The 22,059-nt window shown below is 66.3% G+C and carries 20 protein-coding genes; 15 read left to right on the plus strand and 5 right to left on the minus strand.

Annotated elements, in window-relative coordinates; genetic code table 11:
• The first annotated feature begins 93 nt into the window (after positions 1-93).
• The 7 genes from ttcA (at position 94) to lapB (ending at position 7,750) form a co-directional block, all read left to right on the plus strand.
• Complete coding sequence (gene ttcA, locus EST26_RS10330) at positions 94-1,038, plus strand: tRNA 2-thiocytidine(32) synthetase TtcA (protein ID WP_291067626.1); 945 nt, start codon at positions 94-96, stop codon at positions 1,036-1,038.
• A gap of 43 nt (positions 1,039-1,081) precedes the next feature.
• Complete coding sequence (locus EST26_RS10335) at positions 1,082-1,786, plus strand: hypothetical protein (protein WP_291067628.1); 705 nt, start codon at positions 1,082-1,084, stop codon at positions 1,784-1,786.
• Positions 1,787-1,912: 126 nt separating this feature from the next.
• The gene (locus EST26_RS10340; RefSeq protein WP_291067630.1) at positions 1,913-3,988 is read left to right on the plus strand and encodes a bifunctional 3-phosphoshikimate 1-carboxyvinyltransferase/cytidylate kinase; all 2,076 of its coding nucleotides are present in this window, start codon (positions 1,913-1,915) and stop codon (positions 3,986-3,988) included.
• Between the two features lie 184 nt (positions 3,989-4,172).
• The gene (gene rpsA / locus EST26_RS10345) at positions 4,173-5,858 is read left to right on the plus strand and encodes a 30S ribosomal protein S1 (protein ID WP_291067632.1); all 1,686 of its coding nucleotides are present in this window, start codon (positions 4,173-4,175) and stop codon (positions 5,856-5,858) included.
• Between the two features lie 82 nt (positions 5,859-5,940).
• Entirely contained in the window at positions 5,941-6,273 is a 333-nt protein-coding gene (locus EST26_RS10350; protein WP_291067634.1) for an integration host factor subunit beta, read from the plus strand.
• Between the two features lie 33 nt (positions 6,274-6,306).
• The gene (locus EST26_RS10355) at positions 6,307-6,615 is read left to right on the plus strand and encodes a lipopolysaccharide assembly protein LapA domain-containing protein (RefSeq protein WP_291067636.1); all 309 of its coding nucleotides are present in this window, start codon (positions 6,307-6,309) and stop codon (positions 6,613-6,615) included.
• Complete coding sequence (gene lapB / locus EST26_RS10360) at positions 6,605-7,750, plus strand: lipopolysaccharide assembly protein LapB (RefSeq protein ID WP_291067638.1); 1,146 nt, start codon at positions 6,605-6,607, stop codon at positions 7,748-7,750. Before EST26_RS10355 ends, lapB begins: the two co-directional genes overlap by 11 nt.
• Positions 7,751-7,902: 152 nt before the next feature.
• Here lapB and ilvD read toward each other — a convergent pair whose 3' ends face one another.
• Positions 7,903-9,816: a dihydroxy-acid dehydratase gene (ilvD, locus tag EST26_RS10365; protein ID WP_291067639.1), complete on the minus strand. Its 1,914-nt coding sequence runs from the start codon at positions 9,814-9,816 to the stop codon at positions 7,903-7,905.
• Here ilvD and EST26_RS10370 point away from each other — a divergent pair.
• Positions 9,815-9,994 (plus strand): hypothetical protein, encoded by a 180-nt coding sequence (locus EST26_RS10370; protein WP_291067641.1) that lies wholly within the window; start codon positions 9,815-9,817, stop codon positions 9,992-9,994. The genes ilvD and EST26_RS10370 overlap by 2 nt on opposite strands.
• The gene (locus EST26_RS10375) at positions 9,979-10,989 is read left to right on the plus strand and encodes a recombination-associated protein RdgC (RefSeq protein ID WP_291067643.1); all 1,011 of its coding nucleotides are present in this window, start codon (positions 9,979-9,981) and stop codon (positions 10,987-10,989) included. Before EST26_RS10370 ends, EST26_RS10375 begins: the two co-directional genes overlap by 16 nt.
• Positions 10,990-11,000: 11 nt before the next feature.
• Here EST26_RS10375 and EST26_RS10380 read toward each other — a convergent pair whose 3' ends face one another.
• The 4 genes from EST26_RS10380 to EST26_RS10395 form a co-directional block, all read right to left on the minus strand.
• Positions 11,001-11,690: a VC0807 family protein gene (locus EST26_RS10380; protein ID WP_291067645.1), complete on the minus strand. Its 690-nt coding sequence runs from the start codon at positions 11,688-11,690 to the stop codon at positions 11,001-11,003.
• 245 nt (positions 11,691-11,935) lie between these two features.
• Entirely contained in the window at positions 11,936-13,330 is a 1,395-nt protein-coding gene (locus EST26_RS10385; protein ID WP_291067647.1) for a heavy metal sensor histidine kinase, read from the minus strand.
• Entirely contained in the window at positions 13,330-14,007 is a 678-nt protein-coding gene (locus EST26_RS10390; protein ID WP_291067649.1) for a heavy metal response regulator transcription factor, read from the minus strand. Before EST26_RS10390 ends, EST26_RS10385 begins: the two co-directional genes overlap by 1 nt.
• Positions 14,008-14,092: 85 nt before the next feature.
• Positions 14,093-16,027, minus strand: coding sequence for a type IV pili methyl-accepting chemotaxis transducer N-terminal domain-containing protein (locus EST26_RS10395; protein WP_291067651.1), 1,935 nt, complete (start codon positions 16,025-16,027; stop codon positions 14,093-14,095).
• Positions 16,028-16,417: 390 nt separating this feature from the next.
• On the opposite strand from EST26_RS10395, the gene EST26_RS10400 reads away from it, so the two are divergent.
• The 6 genes from EST26_RS10400 to EST26_RS10425 form a co-directional block, all read left to right on the plus strand.
• Positions 16,418-17,035, plus strand: coding sequence for a hemolysin III family protein (locus EST26_RS10400; RefSeq protein ID WP_291067653.1), 618 nt, complete (start codon positions 16,418-16,420; stop codon positions 17,033-17,035).
• The gene (locus EST26_RS10405; RefSeq protein WP_291067655.1) at positions 17,025-17,900 is read left to right on the plus strand and encodes a DUF6671 family protein; all 876 of its coding nucleotides are present in this window, start codon (positions 17,025-17,027) and stop codon (positions 17,898-17,900) included. Before EST26_RS10400 ends, EST26_RS10405 begins: the two co-directional genes overlap by 11 nt.
• A gap of 78 nt (positions 17,901-17,978) precedes the next feature.
• Positions 17,979-18,521 (plus strand): hypothetical protein, encoded by a 543-nt coding sequence (locus EST26_RS10410; RefSeq protein WP_291067657.1) that lies wholly within the window; start codon positions 17,979-17,981, stop codon positions 18,519-18,521.
• Positions 18,518-19,681: a CocE/NonD family hydrolase gene (locus EST26_RS10415; RefSeq protein WP_291067659.1), complete on the plus strand. Its 1,164-nt coding sequence runs from the start codon at positions 18,518-18,520 to the stop codon at positions 19,679-19,681. The genes EST26_RS10410 and EST26_RS10415 overlap by 4 nt, the downstream gene beginning before the upstream one ends.
• Positions 19,674-21,605 carry a hypothetical protein gene (locus tag EST26_RS10420; RefSeq protein ID WP_291067660.1) on the plus strand — a complete coding sequence of 644 codons (1,932 nt, stop codon included), beginning with the start codon at positions 19,674-19,676 and terminating at the stop codon, positions 21,603-21,605. The genes EST26_RS10415 and EST26_RS10420 overlap by 8 nt, the downstream gene beginning before the upstream one ends.
• Positions 21,602-22,059: polysaccharide deacetylase family protein (locus EST26_RS10425; RefSeq protein ID WP_291067661.1), on the plus strand; the 458-nt coding region annotated here is incomplete at its 3' end. The genes EST26_RS10420 and EST26_RS10425, both read left to right, overlap by 4 nt.

Consider the following 22,059-nt stretch of genomic DNA (forward strand, 5'->3'; position numbering starts at 1 on the left):
GCGAAAACGCCGAAGTGAACAACATCCACACCCTACCCCTGTCCTACGCCTTCATGCAAGGTCTCGTGCCGGACACCGAATGGAAACAATGACATGACCCCGGAAAAACGCGCCTTCGAAAACCACAAGCTGGAAAAACGCCTGTGCCGCGAGGTCGGACGTGCCATCGTGGACTTCAACATGATCGAGGAAGGCGACCGCGTGATGGTCTGCCTCTCGGGTGGCAAAGACAGCTACGGCCTGCTCGACATCCTGTTGAAACTGCAAGCGCGCGCGCCGATCAGTTTCGAGCTGATCGCGGTCAACCTCGACCAGAAGCAGCCCGGCTTTCCGGCCCATATCTTGCCCGCGTACCTCGGCCAGTTGGGCGTCCGGTTCCACATCGAGACGCAAGACACCTATTCCATCGTCAAAAAAGTGATTCCCGAAGGCAAGACCCTGTGCAGCCTGTGCAGCCGGTTGCGCCGCGGCATCCTGTACCGCGTGGCCAAGGAGCTGGGTGCGACCAAGATCGCGCTCGGCCATCACCGCGACGACATGCTGCAAACGCTGTTCCTCAACATGTTCTTTGGCGGCAAGCTCAAGGGCATGCCGCCCAAGCTGGTGAGTGACAACGGCGAGTTCATGGTGATTCGCCCGCTGGCCTACGTGCCCGAGAAAGACCTGATCCGCTGGGCGCAGGTGCGCCAGTTCCCCCTCATTCCCTGCACGCTGTGCGGCAGCCAGGAAAACCTGCAACGCAAGCAAATCGGCAACCTGCTCAGGGAGTGGGACATCAAATTTCCGGGCCGACTCGAAAGCATGTTCAGCGCGCTGCAAAACGTGGTGCCCAGCCACCTGATGGACGCCAAGCTGCACCCGTTTGCCAGCCTGCGCGCCAGCGGTGTGGCCGACGCCGCTGGCGACAAGGTGTTTGACGACGAACCACTGCCTGCACGCGCGGGCGAACCCTACGCAGCACCCTGGCTGCACCACGACGACGACGACGGGAACGGTAGGGTAGCGAAAACGCTCATACCGGTTGCGCTCGCGCCCTGAGCGCAATCAGGCCCCGCACCACAACCCTATCCAGGAGCGCGCGATGAGCAGCAAGTCTGCACCTTGCCCACCGGCCGCCGCGCAAGCCGGCGGCGGCCTGAAAATCGCCCTGGCCGCGCTGGCGCTGTTTGCGCTCAGTGGCTGCGCCAGCGTATGGGTGGTGGACAACCAGGTGCAGAGTTTTGCGCACTGGAGCGAGCCCGCCGCAGCGCCAGCGGCAGCCGTGCCGCAGCCACCACAGAGCTACCGCTTCGAACGCCTGCCCTCGCAGCGCGAAGGCCGCGCCGCCGCCGCCCAGGATGAGTTGGAGCGCCTGACGCGCGCGGCGCTGGGCGAGGTCGGCTGGACGCTGGCCGACGCTGCGGCACCGGCGCCCTGGACGGTGCAGGTGGCGGCCCGCACGCAATACCTGGCGCGTGCGCCCTGGGAGGATCACTGGGGCCTGTTCTGGGGCACGCCCTGGAGCGGCTTTGACTGGCCGGGGCGCGGCCATGTGATCACCGGCGGCGGACAAATCGTCTGGGCTCCGGTTTTCCCGCCGCCGCAACCGCCGCAGCAGCAGCGCGAGGTGTCGCTGCTGATCCGGCAGGCAGCAGACGGCCGGGTCGTATTCGAATCGCGCGCCGTACACGACGGCCGCTGGAACGCCTCGCCCGCCCTCTGGCGCGCCATGCTCGACGCCGCGCTGCGTGACTTCCCGGCCCCGCCGCACGGGCTGCGCCGGGTCGAGGTCGAGCTGGCGCGCTGATGGTTGGCCCCCGCGCACGAGGCAGCGACCCGGCATCGACTCCCCTTGCGCCGGCGCGGGCGCGGCGCACCGGCGGCCGGGCTAAACTGCTCGGTTGTGCAAACATTCTGACGGCGGACCTCACGCATGCTCCCCATTTCCCATCTCGACATCCCGCCGCTGTGCAGCGCCGGCGGCACGGTTCGGCTGCCGGGCTCGAAAAGCATCTCCAACCGCGTGCTGCTGCTGGCCGCCCTGAGCCAGGGCCAGACTGACATCGTCGATCTGCTCGACTCGGACGACACCCAGGTCATGTTGAACGCGCTGACGCAATTGGGCTGCCGCATCGAGCCGCAGGCCGACGGCGCGCTGCGGCTGCACGGCCTGGGCGGTGCGCTGCCGGTTCGGCAAGCCGCCCTTTTTCTCGGCAATGCCGGCACCGCCATGCGCCCGCTGACGGCCGCGCTGGCGCTGCTGGCGGCACGCCACGGCGGCAGCTTCGAACTCAGCGGCGTCGCGCGCATGCACGAACGCCCGATTGCCGATTTGGTCGATGCGCTGCGCCAGCTCGGTTGCACGCTGGACTACAGCGCTCAGCCCGGTTTTCCGCCGCTCAAACTGGGCACCGGGCAGGTGCAAGCGCTGCAGTTGCAGCAGCCGATCCGGGTCCGCGGCGACGTCTCGAGCCAATTCCTCACCGCGCTGCTGCTGGCGCTGCCGCTGGCCACGCACAGCGCGCAGGCCGGGTCGGCCCAGGGGCAAGCGGTCGTGATCGAGGTGCAAGGCGAGTTGATCTCGCGCCCCTATATCGAAATCACCCTCAATCTGCTGCAGCAATTCGGCGTTCGGGTCGAACGCGAAGGCTGGCAGCGCTTTTGCATTCCGGCCCACAGCCACTACCGCTCGCCGGGGCGCATCCACGTCGAGGGCGACGCCTCCTCGGCGAGCTACTTCATCGCGCTCGGTGCGATTGCGCCGCCAGCACCCGGCAGCGACGGCATCCGCATCGAAGGCGTCGGACTGGCGTCAATTCAGGGCGACATCCGCTTTATCGACGCCGCGCGCCAGATGGGTGCACACGTCTCGGGCGCAGCCAACCACCTGCTGGTGCGGCGCGGCCAGTGGCCGCTCAAAGCCATAGACCTGGACTGCAACCACATCCCCGACGCCGCCATGACGCTGGCGGTGATGGCACTGTACGCCGACGGCAGCAGCACGCTGCGCAACATCGCCAGTTGGCGCGTCAAAGAAACCGACCGCATTGCCGCCATGGCCAGCGAATGCCGCAAGCTCGGTGCCACGGTGGAAGAAGGCGCCGACTGCCTTCGCATCACGCCGCCCGACCTGGCCAAGGGCTGGCGCAGCGCCAGCATCCAAACCTACGACGACCACCGGGTCGCCATGTGCTTTTCGCTCGCCGCCTTCAACCCGGCGGCCCAGACGGTGCGGATCGAAGACCCGAAATGCGTCGGCAAGACCTTTCCGGACTATTTTGAAACCCTGTTTGCCGTCTGCCAGACCGACGCCAAGCGCATTCCGGTGATCTGTATCGACGGCCCGAGCGCGTCGGGCAAAGGCACGCTGGCGGCCGAACTGGCGCAGCGCTTGGGCTTTCACCTGCTTGACTCGGGCGCGCTATACCGCCTGGTCGGTCTGGCGGCACAACAAGCCGGCCTGTCCACGCAGGCGGCCGATCTGCAAGACTCCGGGCACGCCGATCGCCTGGGTCAGTTGGCGGCCAGCTTGCCACTGCGTTTTGCGGGGCAGCAAGTTCTGCTCGACGGCGTGGACGTGAGCGCTTCGCTGCGCAGCGAAGCGGCCGCCATGGCGGCCTCGCGCGTGGCAGCGCTGCCCCAGGTGCGCTGCGCGTTGCTGGACTTGCAGCGTCGGTTTTGCCGCCTGCCCGGCCTGGTGGCCGACGGGCGCGACATGGGAAGCACCCTCTTTCCCGACGCGCCGCTCAAGGTCTTTCTGACCGCCAGCGCCGAGCAGCGCGCCCAGCGGCGCCACAAGCAGTTGATTTCCAATGGAATTTCTGCTAGCATTGAAGACCTTTTGGCAAGCATTGAGGAGCGTGACTTGCGCGACGCCGCGCGAAGCCACGCCCCCTTGAAGCCCGCCGAAGACGCCTTGCTGCTGGACAACTCCGCGCTGGACATCGAGCAATCGGTGCAGCAGGTGTTGCGCTGGTGGCAAGGCAAAACGGCGTTTTCAGCCCTCTGAGAGCGCTTTTGCAATGGCCCAAACGGCACCGCCGGGCGCTTCCCAGCCCGCAGGCCCAATGGATATTTCAAATCAACCCGCGGCCGCACCGGCCGCCACGTCAACGCCGCCCAACCGCCGACTTGCGCGCCAGCCACCCCTGCACTGGCACGCCGCGACGGCTTGAACGGCTCTAGGAAACTCAATGTCTGAATCTTTTGCCGCCCTGTTCGAAGAATCCTTGCAACGCGCCGAGATGCGCTCGGGCGAAGTCATCACCGCCGAGGTGGTGCGTATCGAACACAGCCACGTAGTGGTCAACGCCGGCCTGAAGTCCGAAGCTTACGTGCCGCTGGCCGAATTCAAGAACGACCAAGGCGAGCTCGAAGTCCAGGTCGGCGACTTCGTCTCGGTCGCCATCGACTCGGTCGAAAACGGCTTTGGCGACACCTTGCTCTCGCGCGACAAGGCCAAGCGCCTGGCGTCCTGGATGTCGCTGGAAAAAGCGCTCGAATCGGGCGACTTCGTCACCGGAACCACCTCGGCCAAGGTCAAGGGCGGCCTCAAGGTCATGGTCAACGGCATCAGCGCCTTCTTGCCCGGCTCCTTGGTCGACAGCCGTCCGACCAAAGACCTCACGCCATACGAAAACAAGACCCTGGAATTCAAAGTCATCAAGCTCGACCGCAAGCGCAACAACGTGGTGCTCTCGCGCCGCGCGGTGGTCGAAGCCTCGATGGGCGAAGAGCGCGCCAAGCTGATGGACACGCTCAAGGAAGGTGCGATCGTGCACGGTGTGGTGAAAAACATCACCGAATACGGCGCCTTCGTCGATCTGGGCGGCATCGACGGCCTGCTGCACATCACCGACATGGCTTGGCGCCGCGTGCGCCACCCAAGCGAAGTGGTGCATGCCGGACAGGAAATCACCGCCAAAATCCTCAAGTTCGACACCGAAAAACACCGTGTCTCGCTCGGCCTCAAGCAAATGGGCGACGACCCCTGGATGGGCGTGGCGCGCCGCTACCCACAGAGCACACGCCTGTTCGGCAAGATCACCAACATCGCCGACTACGGTGCTTTTGTCGAACTCGAACCCGGCATCGAAGGCCTGGTACACGTCTCCGAGATGGACTGGACGAACAAAAACGTGGCGCCAAGCAAGCTGGTCTCGCTGGGCGACGAAGTCGAAGTCATGGTGCTCGACATCGACGAAGACAAGCGCCGCATCTCGCTGGGCATGAAGCAGTGCCGCGCCAACCCCTGGCACGAATTCGCCGAAGGCACCAAACGCGGCGACCGCGTCAAGGGCCCGATCAAGTCGATCACCGACTTCGGCGTGTTCGTCGGCCTGGCCGCCGGCATCGACGGCCTGGTGCACCTGTCTGACCTGTCGTGGAACGAAACCGGCGACGCCGCCGTGCGCAACTTCAAGAAAGGCCAGGAGGTCGAGGCGATCGTGCTGGCGATCGACATCGATCGTGAACGCATTTCCCTGGGCATCAAGCAGCTCGACGGCGACCCGTTCACCACCTTCGTCTCGGTCAACGACAAAGGCTCGGTGGTCAGCGGCAAGGTCAAGACCGTGGATGCCAAGGGCGCCGAAATTGACCTCGGCGGCGACGTACTGGGCTATTTGCGCGCCTCAGAAATCAGCCGCGACCGCGTGGAAGACGCGCGCAACGTGCTCAAGGAAGGCGACTCGGTCAACGCCGTGGTGGTCAACATCGACCGCAAGACGCGCAACATCCAGTTGTCCATCAAAGCCAAGGACGCCGCCGACCAGCAAGAGGCCATGGCCACCCTGAGCCAGCAGTCTGCGCGCGAAAATGCCGGCACCACCAGCCTGGGGGCCTTGCTGCGCGCCAAGCTCGACAACGACCGCACCTGAGCCCCGTTCCAGCTTCAAGGTCCGGCGCTGCCAGCGCCGGACCTTGAAGCTGGTGCTTTTCCCCTTTTTTTGATCCGCACCCATGACCCGTTCCGACCTTGTTGAAACCCTGGCCGAACGCTTTGGCCAACTCACCCAGCGCGACGTGGAATGTGCCGCCAAGGCCATTCTCGACGCCATGAGCGAAGCCCTGGTCAAGGGGCGTCGGATCGAAATTCGGGGTTTTGGCAGCTTTTCCGTCAATCACCGCGCCCCGCGTCTGGGCCGCAACCCGCGCTCGGGCGAAAGCGTGATGATTCCGCAAAAGCGCGTGCCGCATTTCAAACCCGGCAAAGCCTTGCGTGAACAAGTCGACATCAAAACCGACGCCTTGAACGCTCAGACCCAGCCCACACCGACCGATCCGGCAGTCTGAACATTACAATCGATCCACCACCGAGAGGTCGATTTGAAATACCCGATGTGGCTGCTCAAGGCAGCCATTTTTTTTGTTCTGTTTGCCTTTGCGCTCAACAATCAGGCGCCGGTCACGCTGCACCTGTTTTTTGGCGCCTCCTGGCAAGCGCCACTGGTGCTGGTGCTGCTGGCGGCGCTGGTGCTGGGCGTATTCCTGGGCGTCGCGGTGATGCTGCCGCTGTGGCTGCGCGCCAGGAAGGCCGCGGTGGCTGCGCCAGCAGCAGAGCGCGCCGACGCACTGCCACCGAGCGAAGCGCCAACCCCGACGGTCGAGCCGACCGATCCGCGCCATGGCATTTGACCTGACCTGGATGCTCTGGGGGCTGCCGCTGGCGTTCGCACTCGGCTGGGGCGCCTCGCGCCTGGACCTGCGCCAGTGGCGACTGGAGAGCCGACGCGCACCCAAGGCTTATTTTCGCGGACTCAACCACCTGCTCAACGAACAGCAAGACCAGGCCATAGACGCCTTCATCGAAGCGGTGCAAAGCGACCCCGACACCGCCGAGCTGCACTTTGCGCTGGGCAACCTGTTTCGTCGCCGCGGCGACTATGACCGCGCCGTGCGCGTGCACGAACACCTGCTGGCCCGCGCCGATCTCAGCCGCAAGGACCGTGACCGAGCGCAACACGCGCTGGCCCTGGATTTTCTGAAAGCCGGCTTGCTCGACCGTGCCGAAGCGGCGCTGCATAAACTCGAGGGCTCGAGCTTCGAAGCCGAAGCCCTGCTGGCGCTGCTGACCATTTACGAGCGTTCGCGTGACTGGCCGCAGGCCAGACGGGTGGCGCAGCGCCTGCAAGCCGCCGATCAGGGCAACTTCACCAAGCGGCTGGCGCACTACCTGTGCGAAGAAGCCGAGCAGGCGCAGCGCAGCGGCCACAGCGCACAGGCCCAGCGCCTGCTGATCCAAGCCGTCCAGCAAGCACCGCAACTGGCGCGCGGCTGGCTGGCGTTATCGGCCCTGAAAGCGCAAGCGGGTGACGCCAGCGGCGCCTTTGACGCCCTGCTGCAACTCGCTCAGCAAGCGCCGCAAGGCCTGCCGCTGGCCGCTGGCACGCTGGCCGACCTGGCAACCCAGACCGACCAACAAGAACACGCCGCGGCTGTGCTGCAAGCGGCTCAGGTGCAAGCCCCCACAATCGACGTGACCCAAGCGCTGGCGCGCCTGAGCGTTGACCCGCAAGCCGCGCGTGCGCATTTCTTGCAGCACCTGAAACGCGAGCCTTCGCTGGTGATGGCGGCCCAGTGGCTGAGCGCAGAGACGCTGTCCCACCCCGACGCCAAAACCCAGGTGCAAGCGGCGCTGGAGCAAGCCAGCGCACCGCTGAAACGCTACCGATGCGCAGCCTGCGGTTTTGAAGCCCGGCAGCATTTCTGGCACTGCCCCGGCTGCCAGAGCTGGGACAGCTACCCGGCGCGCCGGGTGGAAGAACTCTGAAGCGCTGCGGCCTGCCTGCGGAGCCCGTGAGCGGCCAACTGCCGCCCCCCCAGGTTCAACCCAAATCGTCCATCATCGCCTGGGCCCAGTGAAGTATCAATCGTTCGCCCTGAGCTTGTCGAAGGGCTTCGACAAGCTCAGCCCGAATGGGTTCAAGGATCGCAGCGGCGCTCGACCTGGCTTACGTCACGCACCGCGCCAGTGGCGGCGCTGGTCGTCATGGCGGCGTAGGCGCGCAAGGCCGGCGAGACCCAGCGCTCGCGCTGCAAGGGCTTCCAGGCCTGCACGCCGCGTGCTTGCATGGCGCTGCGGCGCTCGCTCAAGTCGGCCTCGCTCACCAGCAACTCGATGCTGCGCCGCGCAATGTCGATTTCGATCAGGTCGCCGTCTTGCACCAGACCGATGTTGCCGCCTTCGGCCGCTTCCGGCGACATGTGGCCAATGCTCAACCCCGAGGTGCCGCCAGAAAAACGGCCGTCGGTGATGAGGGCGCACGATTTGCCCAGCCCCTTGGACTTGAGGTAGCTGGTCGGGTAAAGCATCTCCTGCATCCCAGGGCCGCCGCGCGGACCTTCGTAACGAATGACCAGCACGTCACCGACCTTGATCTGGTCTTCCAAAATGGCTTGCACCGCCGCCTCTTGCGACTCGTAGACCCGCGCCGGGCCTTTGAACACCCGCAGCACCGAAGTCGGCACGCTGGTGGTGTAGCGCAGTTGTTCGGCCTCGTACATGCTGGTGTCGATGCCGGCCGTTTTGACGATACAGCCGTCTTGCGCCAGGTTACCGTACAGCACTGCCAGACCACCGTCTTGCGAATACGCGTGTTCGATGCGGCGGATGCAGCCGTTCTCGCGGTCGAGGTCAAGCGTGTCGTAACGCCGCTGCTGCGAGAACGCCACCTGCGTCGGCACGCCGCCCGGGGCGGCGCGGTACCACTGCTGCACCTCGGCACTGGGCAGGCGCCCCACGTCGTAGCGCTCGATTTGCTCGCCCAGGCTTTCGCACAGCACGGTGGGCAGGTCGCGGTTGATCAGGCCACCCCGGTCGAGCTCGCCCAGCAAAGCCATCACACCACCGGCGCGGTGCACGTCTTCCATGTGGTAGAGCGGGGTCGAAGGCGCCACCTTGGCCAGGTTGGGCACGCGCCGGCTCATGCGGTCGATGTCGGCCATGGAAAACGGCACGGCGGCTTCGTGCGCAGCGGCCAGCAGGTGCAGCACGGTGTTGGTCGACCCCCCCATGGCCACATCGAGCGCAACGGCGTTCTCAAACGCGGCGAAACTGGCGATGCTGCGCGGCAACACCCGCTCGTCACCGTTTTCGTAGTAGCGCCGGGTGTTTTTGACGATCAAACGGGCGGCCTGCAAAAACAACTCGCGCCGGTCGGCGTGGGTTGCCAACAGCGAGCCGTTGCCGGGCAGGCTCAAGCCCAGCGCTTCGGTCAGGCAGTTCATGGAATTGGCGGTGAACATGCCCGAGCAGGAGCCGCAGGTGGGGCAGGCCGAACGCTCGGTGGCCGCCACTTCGTCGTCAGAACAACTGCTGTCGGCGGCCTGCACCATGGCATCGACCAAATCGAGCTTGATGACTTTGCCACCCCAGACGACCTTGCCCGCCTCCATCGGCCCGCCCGAGACGAACACGGCCGGAATATTCAGCCGCAGCGCGGCGTTGAGCATGCCAGGGGTGATTTTGTCGCAGTTGGAGATGCAGACCATGGCGTCGGCGCAGTGCGCGTTGACCATGTATTCGACCGAGTCGGCGATGATTTCGCGGCTCGGCAGCGAATACAGCATGCCGCCGTGGCCCATGGCAATGCCGTCGTCGACGGCGATGGTGTTGAACTCTTTGGCCACGCCACCGGCGGCTTCGATCTCACGCGCCACCAACTGGCCCATGTCTTTCAGGTGCACATGGCCAGGAACGAACTGGGTGAACGAGTTGACGACCGCGATAATGGGTTTGTTGAAGTCAGCGTCTTGCATGCCGGTGGCACGCCACAGCGCACGCGCGCCAGCCATATTGCGGCCGCGGGTGGTGGTCCAGGAACGGTAGTCGGGCATGGTCGGATCCTTCGGCGCCGGGCAGCGCAATGCGAAATGGGAAATTTTAGCCGCGACGCCAGCCCGCGTCAGGGCCGGTATTATCGGCAGCGCCTGGTTCTTGGCGACGGCTCCAGAAGCCGCCCCGAAAACCACGGCTTTTTCTTTTTCTGAAAGACCGACGTGTTCAAAAATGTGACCATCTACCGCCTGCCACCCGGCTGGGCGCCTGCGCTGCCCGAGCTGGAAGCGGCGCTGCAAGCGGCGGCGTTCCAAGCCTGTGGCGCCACGCAGGACAAATCGGTTGGTTGGATCGCGCCGCGCGGCCAGGCGCACGGCGCGCTGGTCGAATCGGTGGCCGGGCAGCGCATTCTGCAGCTACAGATCGAGACCAAGAGCGTACCGGGCTCGGTGCTGCGCGACAAAGCGCAGCAAGCAGCCGATGAGATTGAAGCGCGCAGCGGGCGCAAACCGGGCAAAAAAGAACTCAAGGCGCTGCGCGAAGACGCGCTGCTGGCGCTGCTGCCGCAGGCGTTTGCGCGTCAGATGCAGGTCTGGGTCTGGATCGACCCGGAAAACGGCTGGCTGGTGACCGACGCCAGCAGCCAGGGCAAGGCCGACGAGGTGATCAGCGCCCTGGTGCGCGCCTGCGACGGTCTGTCGCTCGATCTGCTGCAAACCCAGCTCTCGCCGCAAAGTGCCATGGCGCAGTGGCTGCTGGCCAGTTCAGCAAACGAATGGCCAAGCGGCTTTGTGGTTGAGCGCGAATGCGAGTTGAAATCAAGCGACGAGGAAAAATCGACCGTCAAATTCACCCGCCACCCGTTGCTGACCGACGAAGTGCGCCAACACATCAGTGAAGGCAAGCTGCCGACCCGGCTGGCGTTGAGCTGGGAAGGTCGCATCGGTTTGCTGCTGAGCGAGTCGCTGCAACTGAAGAAAATCACTTTTCTGGACGGCGTGTTCGACGACCGACCCATGGACAGCGAAAGCGGTTTCGACACCGACGTGGCGCTGGCGACTGGCGAACTGCGCCAATTGATACCGGCGCTGCTGCAAGCCCTGGGCGGACCCCTGTCATTGGGTGCTGCAGCACCGATCGAAAGCGCCAAACCCGGCCCCACCGTCACGCCCCAGACGGCGCCCCGTGTGGCAGCGCACACCACACCGGACGACGACGGGCCGCCGTTCTGAGCGCGCCGGTGTTACTGAGCGCGCAGCGCCTCGGTCAGCTTGAGCCCGGCCAACTCCCGAACGGCACGCGAAATGTAATACAGCACGGCCAGCAAGATCAGCGTTGATGGCAGCGCGATCATGGGGTAGCTCAACAGAGTCAGGCGCCCGAGTTCCTCGTTGAATGCTGCGCTACCGGCCGGGCTGGTGACGATCCAGGTGGCCAGAAAATAATTCATGGTGGCCGAGAAAAAGAACGAAGCGCCCAACATCCAGGTGGCCGTTTTCAGGCGCGCGTCAAACGCCGCCTGGTTGCCGCGCTCTTGCAGTTGCCGACTCACCCGCTCGGTATCGATCAGCGCCGGCGTGTAGAGCAGCACACCCACCAGCGGACGGCTGGTCAGCGCCGAGCCCGCCACCACCAGACCAATCAAGCCGGGCACAGCGGCCTCCTTCACCGCCAGCCACTGGTTGTCAAGTTGCAGCAGGCCAATGCCGCCGGTGAGCAAAATACTGACCAGACCGAGTGCGACGATCCAGTTGAACCGGCGCCGCTGCCACAGCTCGCGTGCACCCCAGAACAAGGGAAACGCCAGCGCCAGCAACAAGGCGTTGACGGCGCCCAGATCCTGCGGGTCGCTCAACTTCATCAGGATGAGCGACGGAATGACCAGCGCGACCAGCAGGTCGAGCATCGGATTGGGCTTATTGAGGTCTATCATGGCGCGCGTACCGCCTCGCAGGCATGGAAAAAAGGTGCTGACAACGTCTGATTATCCAGCAGTCTGCCGGATTTGTGTGCAACCGTCAGCAGCAGCACGGCGTTTTGTCGCGGGGCGACCCGTTTTTGCCGGATTCGCAGGCCCATGGTTCATCCATGGGTCAAAAAGCCGGTAAAAACGACGTTTCGATAACAATGGGCCGCTGCGGCGCTTTTGCAGCCCGCGTTCCCAAAGTCCGACAGACACTAGGCCTGCGCGCTGCGCGCCGGGCTGCCGGCGCGCGGAAAAGTCAGCACGAACCGGGTGCTTGAGCCGGCGCAAGTCACCGCTGCCTCTGCGCCGTGCACCCGCATGATGGCCCGGGTGATTGGCAAACCGAGTCCGGCACCCTCGCAATCTGGATGCGTCCTGGCCTTGTCGACGCGGTAGAAGCGGTCAAAAATGCGCAGTTGATCCTCTGCTGTCAAGGCGGGTCCGGTGTTTTCCATCACCAGCACGGACTGCTGATCGCGCTCGCTCAGGCGCACCACGACCGCGGCCTGCGGCGGCGAGTGCCGAATCGCATTCGACAACAAATTGCCAATGGCGCGGCGCAGCATCAGCCGGTCGCCGTACACCAAAGCCTGACCCGAGAGCCTGAGCTGCAACTGCTTTTCCTGTGCCAGCGCTTCATAAAAACCAAATACGGCCTGGACTTCGTCGGCCAGCGCTATCTGCTCGCGCTGCGGCAACTCCAGTCCGTGCTCGGTTTTGGCCAGAAACAACATGTCCGAGACCATGCGCGCGAGGCGCTGCAACTCCTCGACGTTGGAGGCCAGGATGTCGCGGTACACCTGAGCCTCGCGCGGCTGGCCCAGCGTCACCTGGGTCTGGGTCAGCAGGTTGCTGATGGGTGTGCGCAGCTCGTGGGCGAGGTCGCTGGAGAATTCGCTCAGACGCAAAAAATCGGCCTGTAAACGCTCGAACATGGCGTTGAGGCTGGCGGCCAGGTCAGCCAGCTCGACCGGCACCGCCTGCACCGGCATGCGCTGATCGAGCCGGTCGGCGCTAACGGCCCGGGCGCGCTCTTTCATGATGCGCAGCGGCGCCAGACCGCGACGCGCCGCCGACCAGCCCAGCACGCCGCTGACCCCGGTGGCCAGCAACACGTAAACCAGCAGGTGCTGGCGCAATTCGTGCATGAAATGGGTGTGATGATGCGTATCCAACGCCACCAGCAGCCACAGCGGCTGCCCCAAGGCCGTCGGCGTCTGCAGCGCCAGACTCATGCCGCGCAATTGACGCGCGCCCTCGCTCCAGTCCAAGGGCGTCACGAATGCGGCCGGCGTGGCCAGCACGGCCGGCAAGGACACCCCTCGGGCGGCGTAAATTATCTGGCCGTCCTGTTCGATCTGAACGAACAGGCCGGGGTAAGCCTGCACCAGCGCGTCCAGCCGGGCCGTCAGCGCGTGGGGCTGCGGCGCCTGGGCCAGAATGTGCTGCATCATCTGAATCTTGTCTTGCAAGTAGACGCGGTCGAGGTCGACGAAGTGGCGCTCGGTGGCCCAAGTCACCAGCCCGGCCAGACCCAGCAACACCACCACCGAGACCAGGGTGAACAGCACCGTCAGGCGCACGGTCAGGCTGGGCGCACGCGGCATCAACGCGGCTCCTCCAGCACGTAGCCCATGCCGCGCACGGTCTGGATCAGCCGCGGCTCGAAGCCGTCATCGACCTTGGCGCGCAAGCGCCGCACGGCGACTTCGATCACATTGGTGTCGCTGTCAAAGTTCATGTCCCACACCTGCGAAGCAATCAAGGCACGCGGCAGCACCTCGCCGCGGCGGCGCAGCAGCAGCTCCAGCAAACCGAATTCTTTCGCCGTCAGGTCAATGCGCCGGCCCGCGCGCGTGACGCGCCGGCGCAGCAAGTCCAGCTCCAGATCGGCCACCTGCAGCGTGCTGGCCTCCAGGGCGCTGCGGCCGCGGCGCAACATGCTGCGCACACGGGCCAGCAACTCGGCAAACGAAAAGGGTTTGACCAAGTAATCGTCAGCACCCAGCTCCAGCCCCTTGACGCGGTCTTGCACCTGATCGCGCGCACTCAGGAACAAGACCGGCATCTGTTGGCCCTGGCGGCGCAGGGATTCCAGCACGCGCCAGCCGTCCATGCCGGGCAGCATCACGTCCAGAATCAACAAATCGCAGCCGCCTTCGAGACCCATGTGCAGTCCGTCCGGCCCGTTGCGCGCCAGCTCGACGACAAAACCGGCTTCGCGCAGGCCCTGACGCAGGTAGTCACCGGTCTTGGGTTCGTCTTCGACAATCAGGATTTTCACGTTCGACCTCTGCAAAGTACACCCCGATGATTCGACCATTTCAGGTTTCAAGCGTTCGCCCCATGGATCCGGCCCGGTGAAGTCTTTAGCTCCGTTCGGGCGGTCCGTCGCGCAACCCATCCAGCAGGACGACGGTGGCGGCGCTCGGCGCGCTCACCGGGTAAGGCGGCAAGATCAGGGTGACGGCGCAGCCCTGGCCCGGACTGGATCTGAGATCGACCTGCGCACCGATGCGTTCGGCGCGCTCGCGCATGATTTTCATGCCCACGTGGTTTTCACTGCGCTGCGCACTGGCGTCGAAGCCGACACCGTTGTCGCGCACGGTAAAGCGCCACTGCGCGCCCTTGTTCACGTGCAGACTCACGTGACTGGCTGCGGCGTGCTTGCGCACGTTGGACAAAGCCTCTTGCAGCACGTGCAGCACCTGCACTTGCACATCGGCCGGCAGCGGCAGACCCTCGCCTTCGATTTGCAGCCGCGTCGGCAGGCCGCACTGGTGCTGGAACTTCTGCAGCGTTTCGCGCAAAGCAGCCTCGATATCGTCGGTGTTGGTGCGGGTACGAAAATGCACCAGCAATTCACGCACATCGCCGATGCTTTCGCGCAAGCCGACGTCGAGCTCGTCGAGCGTGGTCTGCACCTGATCCGGCTGCTGCTTGTGCACCGCCGTGCGCAGCAACTGCAACTGAATTTTCAAGAACGCCAGCGACTGCGCGATCGAGTCGTGCAATTCGCGCGCCAGCAAGGCGCGCTCTTCTCCCACCGCAGCTTCGCGCTCCAGCGCAGCAGCACGCAAACCCTCGAGCGCGCTGGCCAGGTGGCTGGCCAGCGCGTCGAGCAGTTCGGTTTCGTCGGCGTTGAGACTGAGCTCGCTGGCGTAAAAAAGGTCGATCTCGCCGATCAGCCGCTGCTGCAGCCGCACCGGCACGCTGACCAGGCTGCGGTAGCCCGCCTGGGCGCAACGGCGCACGGGGGCGTCCTCATGCAGGTGAATCGGAATCACGCGGGTGCGTGCATCGGGTTTGAGGTTGCCGCAGGCGCAGGCTCCGGCCAGCAGGCTGCGCTCTTGTTCTACGATGTCGGGCGCCAAAGAGTCGCTGGCCAGCATGAGGTAGCGCTGATTGGCCTCGTCCGACCAGCGCAGCGCCACCGCGTCGGCCTTCATCACCGTGCGCACGCGCTGGGCAAATCCGCTGCTGAGTTCTTCCACGGTGTTGGCCCCGGCCAGAAAAGCGCTGACGCCGTAGAGCGCCTCCAGCCGCGCACGCTGGGCTTCGATGCGCCGGGTCTTGATTTCGACCTTGCTCTCGAGTCCGGAGTAGAGTGTCTGCAGCGTAGCCGCCATGCGGTTGAAGCCGGCCGCCACCTGGCCGAACTCGTCGTGCGTATCGACCTTGACCCGGGTGGAAAAATGGCCCGCTTCGAGCTGCCGCAAGCCCTGGCGCAAATACGCCAGCGGGTTGATCACGTAGCGCTGCCCGGTGTAGAGCATCACCACCGCAGCGCCAATCGCCAGCGCCATCATGACGAACTGGAACAAATTGAGCACGGTGGTGAAGTCGGCCAACTGTTTTTCAATCGCCCGCACAAAGCGGTCGATGGCGGCAACGAAGGTCTGCGCCTGCTGCTGCAATCGCGCTGCATCGGCGGACTGACCGCCTTGCAACCATTGACTGCGTTGCTCCAGCCACAAAGCCTCGACCGCGGAAAATTCGCGCGCCACGTTCTCATCCCAGGGCACCGACAGCGGTCGGCTCGGGTCGCCCTGACGCAACAAGGCCAGGCTGGCGTCGAACTTCTGCAGCAGCGCAGCCACCTCGGCAGGCGGCAGATTGGCCTGCGTGACGCTGGTGATCTGCCAGATTTGCATGCGCATGCGTCCGGCCTCGTTGACCGCAGCCGCCCCGCCTTCGAGCTGCCAGCTTATCCACAGGGTCAGGCCAATCGAGGTCAGCGCCACCACCAACAAGGCCGCACCAATGCGCAGGAGCTTGCTGGACAAAGAGGCGGTGGACTTCATGGCCGTAGGTTAACGGCTTTTCAACCGAGATTGTCCACTGGGCTTGGGTGGGCTGGTGGATGCAGGGGCGAGGCAGTTTTGTCCCGACGTCGCGAAGCCCATGGCCTGTGCCATGGGCGCCGAAGAGGGGCAACATTGACCGCCCATGCGCCGCCAGCACCCCAACAGCACCCCACCAGCACCGCAGCTGCGTCTCATGGACAATCTCGGTTCAAGTCGGCTGGCGAGCGCCGGGGAGCCGACGCGGCATGGCCTGCGTCCAACCGCCGGCACTTTATGCTGCCAAACCGACACAACCGAGTCGAGTCAAGTCCACAATCGCAGCCATGAACCGATGCACCCCGCGCCAGCACCGCAGCCTGCTCCGGCAGCAGGCGCGGCCCGATTGAAATGATCCACGGCGAGCGCTTCAACAGCATCAGCCACCTGCTGGGCGCGCTGCTGGCGGTGGCTGGAACGGCGTTGCTGGTGACGCGCGCCGCGCTGCTGGGTGACCCCTGGAAGATCGTCAGCTTCAGCATTTACGGCGCCACGCTGATGGCGCTCTACCTGGCTTCCACGCTTTACCACAGCCTGCGCGGGCGCGCCAAGGCGGTGTTCAAAAAAATCGACCACTGCGCAATCTACCTGCTGATTGCCGGCAGCTACACGCCGTTTGCCCTGGTGACGCTGCACGGCCCGCGCGGCTGGCTGCTGCTGGGCCTGGCCTGGGGACTGGCTGCCGTTGGCATCGTGCAAGAACTCTGGCTGGCCCGCGGCAAGCGCTTGTCGTCGTTGCTGATTTACCTGCTGATGGGCTGGCTGGCGCTGCTGGTGGTGGTGCCGCTGTGGCACGCGCTCACGCCCGCCGGCCTGGCCTGGCTGGTCGTCGGCGGCGCTTGCTACACGCTGGGCCTGGTGTTTTACGTCGGCGCGCCGCGCATACGCCACGGCCACGGCATCTGGCACCTGTTCGTGCTGGCGGGCAGCGCCTGCCACTACCTGGCGATCCTGCTCTATGTGGCCTGAAAAAACCCCGGCCCCGACACCCACTGCGCCCTACGCCGGCCAGCGCGTGGCGCTGCTGACCCAGCACGGCAAGGAGCGCTGGGTCGCACCGGTGCTGCAGGCCGCGCTGGGCTGCCAAATCGAGCGGGTGGGCGGCTTTGACACCGACCGTCTGGGCAGCTTCACGCGCGAGACTGCGCGTGCCGGCAGCCAGTTGGATGCGGCGCGTCAGAAGGCGCGCATCGGCATGCAGCTCAGCGGCCTGTCGCTCGGTCTGGCCAGCGAAGGCAGCTTTGCGCCCGACCCGTTTTCCGGCCAGTTGCCGTGGAATCTGGAACTGTTGGTGTTTATTGACGAACCGCGCGGCATCGAGGTGGTCGCCCAGGCCCAAGGGGCGGCGCTGCACGTGCACGGCCTGGCAGCAGATTGGGCGCAGGCGCAGGCGCTGGCGCGGCGCGCCGGCTTTCCCGCGCACCACCTGACGCTGCGACCAGACGATGCAGACGACCCGCGCGTGTGCAAGGGCCTGGCCGACTGGAATGCACTGCAAGCGGCTTTTGACCGTGCACTGGCGCAGTCGCACAGCGGTCTGATATTCTTGGAAAATGACCTGCGTGCCCACGCCCACCCCGGGCGCCAGCAACACATCGAACGCGCCGCCCAAGCGCTGGCCGCCAAGTTGCAAACGCGCTGTCCGGCCTGCGACTGCCCGGGCTTTGGCCTGATCGAACGCATTCCCGGCCTGCCCTGCGCAGATTGCGGCAGACCCACGCGCGAGCCCTGCGCCGATCTGTACGGCTGCCTGCGCTGTGACCTGCGACAAAAGCGCGCACGCACCGACAGTCAACTGGCCGACCCGGCGCGCTGCGATACTTGCAACCCTTGAGGCGGCGAGACGGCGCGGGCTTGGACACAGGTGCCCCGCCAGCGCCGCCGACGGCAACGCAAAAAACAGGAGCTTCGCGTGGAAATGTCGCTACAGGTTTTGACAGTGCTGGTGCTGGGCGTGGCCACGCTGTGGAGCGCGGTTCCGGTCGGCCTGCTGCTGGGGCTGGACGGCTGGACCACCGGGATGGCCGCCGCTGGCGGGGCCGGACTGGGCACCTTGCTGGTATTGAGCTTGAGCGATCGTCTGCGCCGCCAGCCGCCGGCCGCGGCCAGCCGGGCTGCCACGCGCTCGCGCGGCCTGCTGCAGCGCGCCTGGACCTGCTGCGGCGTGCCCGGCCTGGGTCTGCTGGCGCCGCTGCTGATCGGCGCGCCCTTGGGTGCAGCCGTGGGTGTGCTGCTCGGCGCCTCGGTGCCCCGACTGGCGCTTTGGCTGACGATAGGCATCGTGCTGTGCAGCGCCGGGCTGACCGGGCTGGCCACGCTGGGCAGCGGCATGCTGCTGGCGCTGGCGCAGGCAGCCACAGGCGTTCTAGGACATGACGCCCCCACGCTCACTTTGTTCGCTGCCCCCCAAGGGGGCTGTCAGCACCTTTGGAACGGCCAGGCGGTGCTGACATGAACACGCGCAGCAGCCTGCTGGGCCTGCTGCTGGCCTGTGCGCTGCTGCTGTCGGGCTGCTCGGTCACACGCGCCTACGACGCGGCGCTGGTGCTGGCCGACACGGTGGCGGGCAAGGCACCGTCGCGGCTCAAGTCGGTCACTCCGGCGCCACAGCGCAGCGCCATCACGTTCCAGATCGGCGGGCGCGAACGCGCCGCCGATCTGTACCGGCCGGGCGTGGGCCAGCCCCGGGCCGCCGTGGTGCTGGTGCCGGGTGCCGTGCAGCATGGGCGCAACGAAGCGGCAATTGTTGCCTTTGCCAACACCCTGACGCGCGCGGGCTTCGCGGTCGTGGTGCCCGCCATGGCCGGATTCGCCGATCTCGGCCTGTACGCTGGCGACGTGCAGGAAGTGGCGGACGCCTTCACCTGGCTGGCCTCGCAAACCGAACTGAGCGCCGGCGGCCGCGTCGGCCTGGTCGGCATCAGCTATTCGGTCGGGCCGGTGGTGCTGGCTGCGCTGCGGGCCGACCTGCGCGAACAGGTGCGTTTCATTTTTGGCGTGGGCGGCTACCACGACCTGCGGCGCACGCTGCTGTTCATCACCACCGGCTGGTTCGAGCACGACGGCCGCTGGCAGGCGCTGGAGCCCAACGCCTACGGCCAGCTGGTGCTGGCGTTGTCGGCGCGGCGCCATCTGGCCAGTGCGCATGATCGCGCGCTGCTGCAGACCATGGTGGAGCGCCGCCTGGCCGACCGCCAGGCCGGTCTGGACGACCTGGCGGCGCAACTCAGCGCCGAGGGCCGCCGCGTCTTTGACCTGATCTCGAACCGCGACCGCCAGCGTTTTGCCGCGCTGTTCGACGCCCTGCCAGCGAGCATGCGGCGCGAGCTGGAGGCCCTGGATCTGGCCCACCAAGAACTCCAGCAACTGCAGGCACGTCTGATTCTGGTGCATGGAAAAAACGACACCCTGTTTCCTTTTACCGAGTCGCTGGCGCTGGCGCAGGCCGTCGGCGGCGCGCGCACGCAGCTGTTTTTGATCCACCATGTTCTGGGCCATGTCGACCCCAACGTGTCCGCGCTGCTGACGTGGCGTTTCTGGCGCCACGAACTGCCCGACGTCTGGCGCATGGCGCGCGCCACCTACCTGTTGCTGGCGGAGCGCGCCGATGTCTGAACGCAAGAGCGCTGCACCGCGCGTGCTGCTGTTGACCTCCTCCCTGGGTTCGGGCCACTGGCGCGCTGCGCAGGCCTTGGTGATCGCGCTGCGCGAGACGGCACCGGACGCCACGGTGGAACTGCTCGATTTCTGGTCGCTGATGGATGTGGACATCGCCTACGCGCTGCGCCAGACCTATCTCTGGCTGGTGCAGCAGCATCCCGAACGCTATGAGCAGCTCTACCAGCTCGACGAGCGCACCTGGCGCGACCTGATCGATCACAAGGTTCCGCTGCCGAGTGCGCTGGCCGCCGTGATGCAGCAACTGGCGGCGCAGCCGGCCGACCCGGCTGCCCCCGACGGCGTGGTCTCGGGACTCGACCGTTGGCTGTTTCGACTGCTGTGCGCCGTGCTGGCGCGGCGGGTGCACGTGCCCGGTGTGACCAACGCCAACGTCGGTGGCCGGCTGGCGCCGATCCTGATCGGCTGGGGCTGGCTGCGCATGGCGTGGCGGCTGCGCGCACGGCTGCGCGCATTCCAGCCCGACGTGGTGGTCTCGACCCAGATGCACCCGGCGGCGCTGTTTTCCTTCGTCAAGACGCGTCAGCGTCTGCAGATCCCGGCGCTGGGGGTGCCGACCGATTTCGGCATGCACGATTTCTGGCTGCGCCCGGGCACCGACCTGTACTGCGTGCCGCACGCATCGGTCGCCCCTGCGCGTGTCGTCAACGGCAAACCGCCACGGCTGCTGGCCACCGGCATACCGCTGATGCCCGGTTTTCGCGACCCGCCCAGCCAGACCGAAGCCCGGCTGCGCCTGCAGATCGACCTGGAGGGCCCGCTGGTGCTGCTGCTCGGCGGCGGCCTGGGCCTGGGCGTGGCCGAAGCGGCCGAGCGGCTGCTGCAGGCGCTGCCCGAGCTGCAGCTGCTGGTGCTGTGCGGGCACAATGCCAGCGCCTGCGCCGCGCTGGAGCGGCTCAAAGCCCGCTTTGCGGGGCGCCTGCGCACCCACGGCTGGACCGAACAGAGTGAACTTTTTTTTCGCGCCGCCGACCTGGTGGTGGGCAAACCGGGCGGTCTGACGGTGGCCGAAGCGCTGGCCTGCGGGCGGCCGCTGCTGGCCACCAGCTCGCTGCGCGGTCAGGAAAGTTTCAACCTGCGCTTTCTGGAGCAAAACGGCGTTGGCCAGTTGGTGGCCGCAGACGAACTGCCCGCCGCCCTGAGCGCCTGGCTGGCCGACCCGACCGAGCTGGCCCGCACCCAGCAGCGTGCTCTGGCGCTGGGCCTGCGCGACGGCGCGCGCCAGATCGCCGCTGCGGCGCTGGCGCTGGCGCAGACCCACCGCACCTCGGTGGCGCAGCCCGCAGCGCGCGAACGGCTGCGGCTGCTGGCGCTGCGCGGCATGCTGCGGGTCGACGGGCTCTATCAGCGCTGGCATCGTCTGCAGCCGGTCGGCGAGATGCTCTACGTCGGCAGCAGCCGCTACCGGGGCCCGGCGATTGAATTCCCCGACGGCAGCCGCATCGTGCCGGGTGATCAGGTCGGCACCCTGCACCTGAACAACGCCCGCGTGCTGCGCCTCGACGGCCAGAGCGCGCGCCACGCGGCGCAGCACTTTGGCCGCTTGTTCCTCGACTCGATGCGGCTGCTGGCCGAGCGCACGCGCTCCGACCCGCTGTTGGCGCAACTGGTGGGCTTTCAGGCGGTGAGCTGGCTCGGCTCGCGTGGCCAGCAATTCGGCTTTTGCCCGCAGCCGCTGCCCGCCAGTGCGAGGACGCAACTGCTCAAGGCCTATTTCAGGCTGATAGTGTGGGTCTTCGCGCCCGCCGCGCAGACGCGCGCTGCCGCCCGACTCGAACCCACCCGCTACTGGATCAGCCACGCGCAACTGCAGCGCCACTTTGCCAGCGACCACCCGTGCGACCCACAGGCACCCCCATGACCGACAACACCGCAAGCGCCCAGCCAGCCCAGCTCCCCGCCACCGGCGGCGTGCGGCTGAGCTTTGACGACGGACCCGACGCGCGCTGGACGCCGCTGATCCTGGACCTGCTGGCGCAGGCGCAGGCACGCGCCACTTTCTTCGTCATCGGCTGTCTGGCGGTGCAGCACCAAGCCCTGCTGCGCCGCATCGCTGCTGGCGGCCACGCGCTGGGCAACCACAGCTGGAGCCACCGCCACCCCTGGACCCTGCTGCCCGCCAGCGCGCGGCGCGAAGTGCGCGACGGCGCGGCCGCGATTGCCGACATCACCGGCGAGCCACCGCTGTTTTTCCGACCGCCGCACGGGCGCCTGCGCCGCTGCATGCAAGACGAGGCCGAGCGCGGCGGTCAGACGCTGGTGCTGTGGAATCGCAGCGCGATCGACTGGGGGCCGCTGGGCCAGGCCAGCGGCAT

The organism is Hydrogenophaga sp. (assembly GCF_014773545.1).
Lineage (GTDB): Bacteria > Pseudomonadota > Gammaproteobacteria > Burkholderiales > Burkholderiaceae_C > Hydrogenophaga.

Coding starts and splice junctions, on each gene's coding strand:
- ttcA (WP_291067626.1), top strand. CDS start 94: ATGACCCCGGAAAAACGCGCCTTCGAAAACCACAAGCTGGAAAAACGC.
- EST26_RS10335 (WP_291067628.1), top strand. CDS start 1,082: ATGAGCAGCAAGTCTGCACCTTGCCCACCGGCCGCCGCGCAAGCCGGC.
- EST26_RS10340 (WP_291067630.1), top strand. CDS start 1,913: ATGCTCCCCATTTCCCATCTCGACATCCCGCCGCTGTGCAGCGCCGGC.
- rpsA (WP_291067632.1), top strand. CDS start 4,173: ATGTCTGAATCTTTTGCCGCCCTGTTCGAAGAATCCTTGCAACGCGCC.
- EST26_RS10350 (WP_291067634.1), top strand. CDS start 5,941: ATGACCCGTTCCGACCTTGTTGAAACCCTGGCCGAACGCTTTGGCCAA.
- lapB (WP_291067638.1), top strand. CDS start 6,605: ATGGCATTTGACCTGACCTGGATGCTCTGGGGGCTGCCGCTGGCGTTC.
- EST26_RS10370 (WP_291067641.1), top strand. CDS start 9,815: ATGGTCGGATCCTTCGGCGCCGGGCAGCGCAATGCGAAATGGGAAATT.
- ilvD (WP_291067639.1), bottom strand. CDS start 9,816: ATGCCCGACTACCGTTCCTGGACCACCACCCGCGGCCGCAATATGGCT.
- EST26_RS10380 (WP_291067645.1), bottom strand. CDS start 11,690: ATGATAGACCTCAATAAGCCCAATCCGATGCTCGACCTGCTGGTCGCG.
- EST26_RS10385 (WP_291067647.1), bottom strand. CDS start 13,330: ATGCCGCGTGCGCCCAGCCTGACCGTGCGCCTGACGGTGCTGTTCACC.
- EST26_RS10395 (WP_291067651.1), bottom strand. CDS start 16,027: ATGAAGTCCACCGCCTCTTTGTCCAGCAAGCTCCTGCGCATTGGTGCG.
- EST26_RS10400 (WP_291067653.1), top strand. CDS start 16,418: ATGATCCACGGCGAGCGCTTCAACAGCATCAGCCACCTGCTGGGCGCG.
- EST26_RS10405 (WP_291067655.1), top strand. CDS start 17,025: ATGTGGCCTGAAAAAACCCCGGCCCCGACACCCACTGCGCCCTACGCC.
- EST26_RS10415 (WP_291067659.1), top strand. CDS start 18,518: ATGAACACGCGCAGCAGCCTGCTGGGCCTGCTGCTGGCCTGTGCGCTG.
- EST26_RS10420 (WP_291067660.1), top strand. CDS start 19,674: ATGTCTGAACGCAAGAGCGCTGCACCGCGCGTGCTGCTGTTGACCTCC.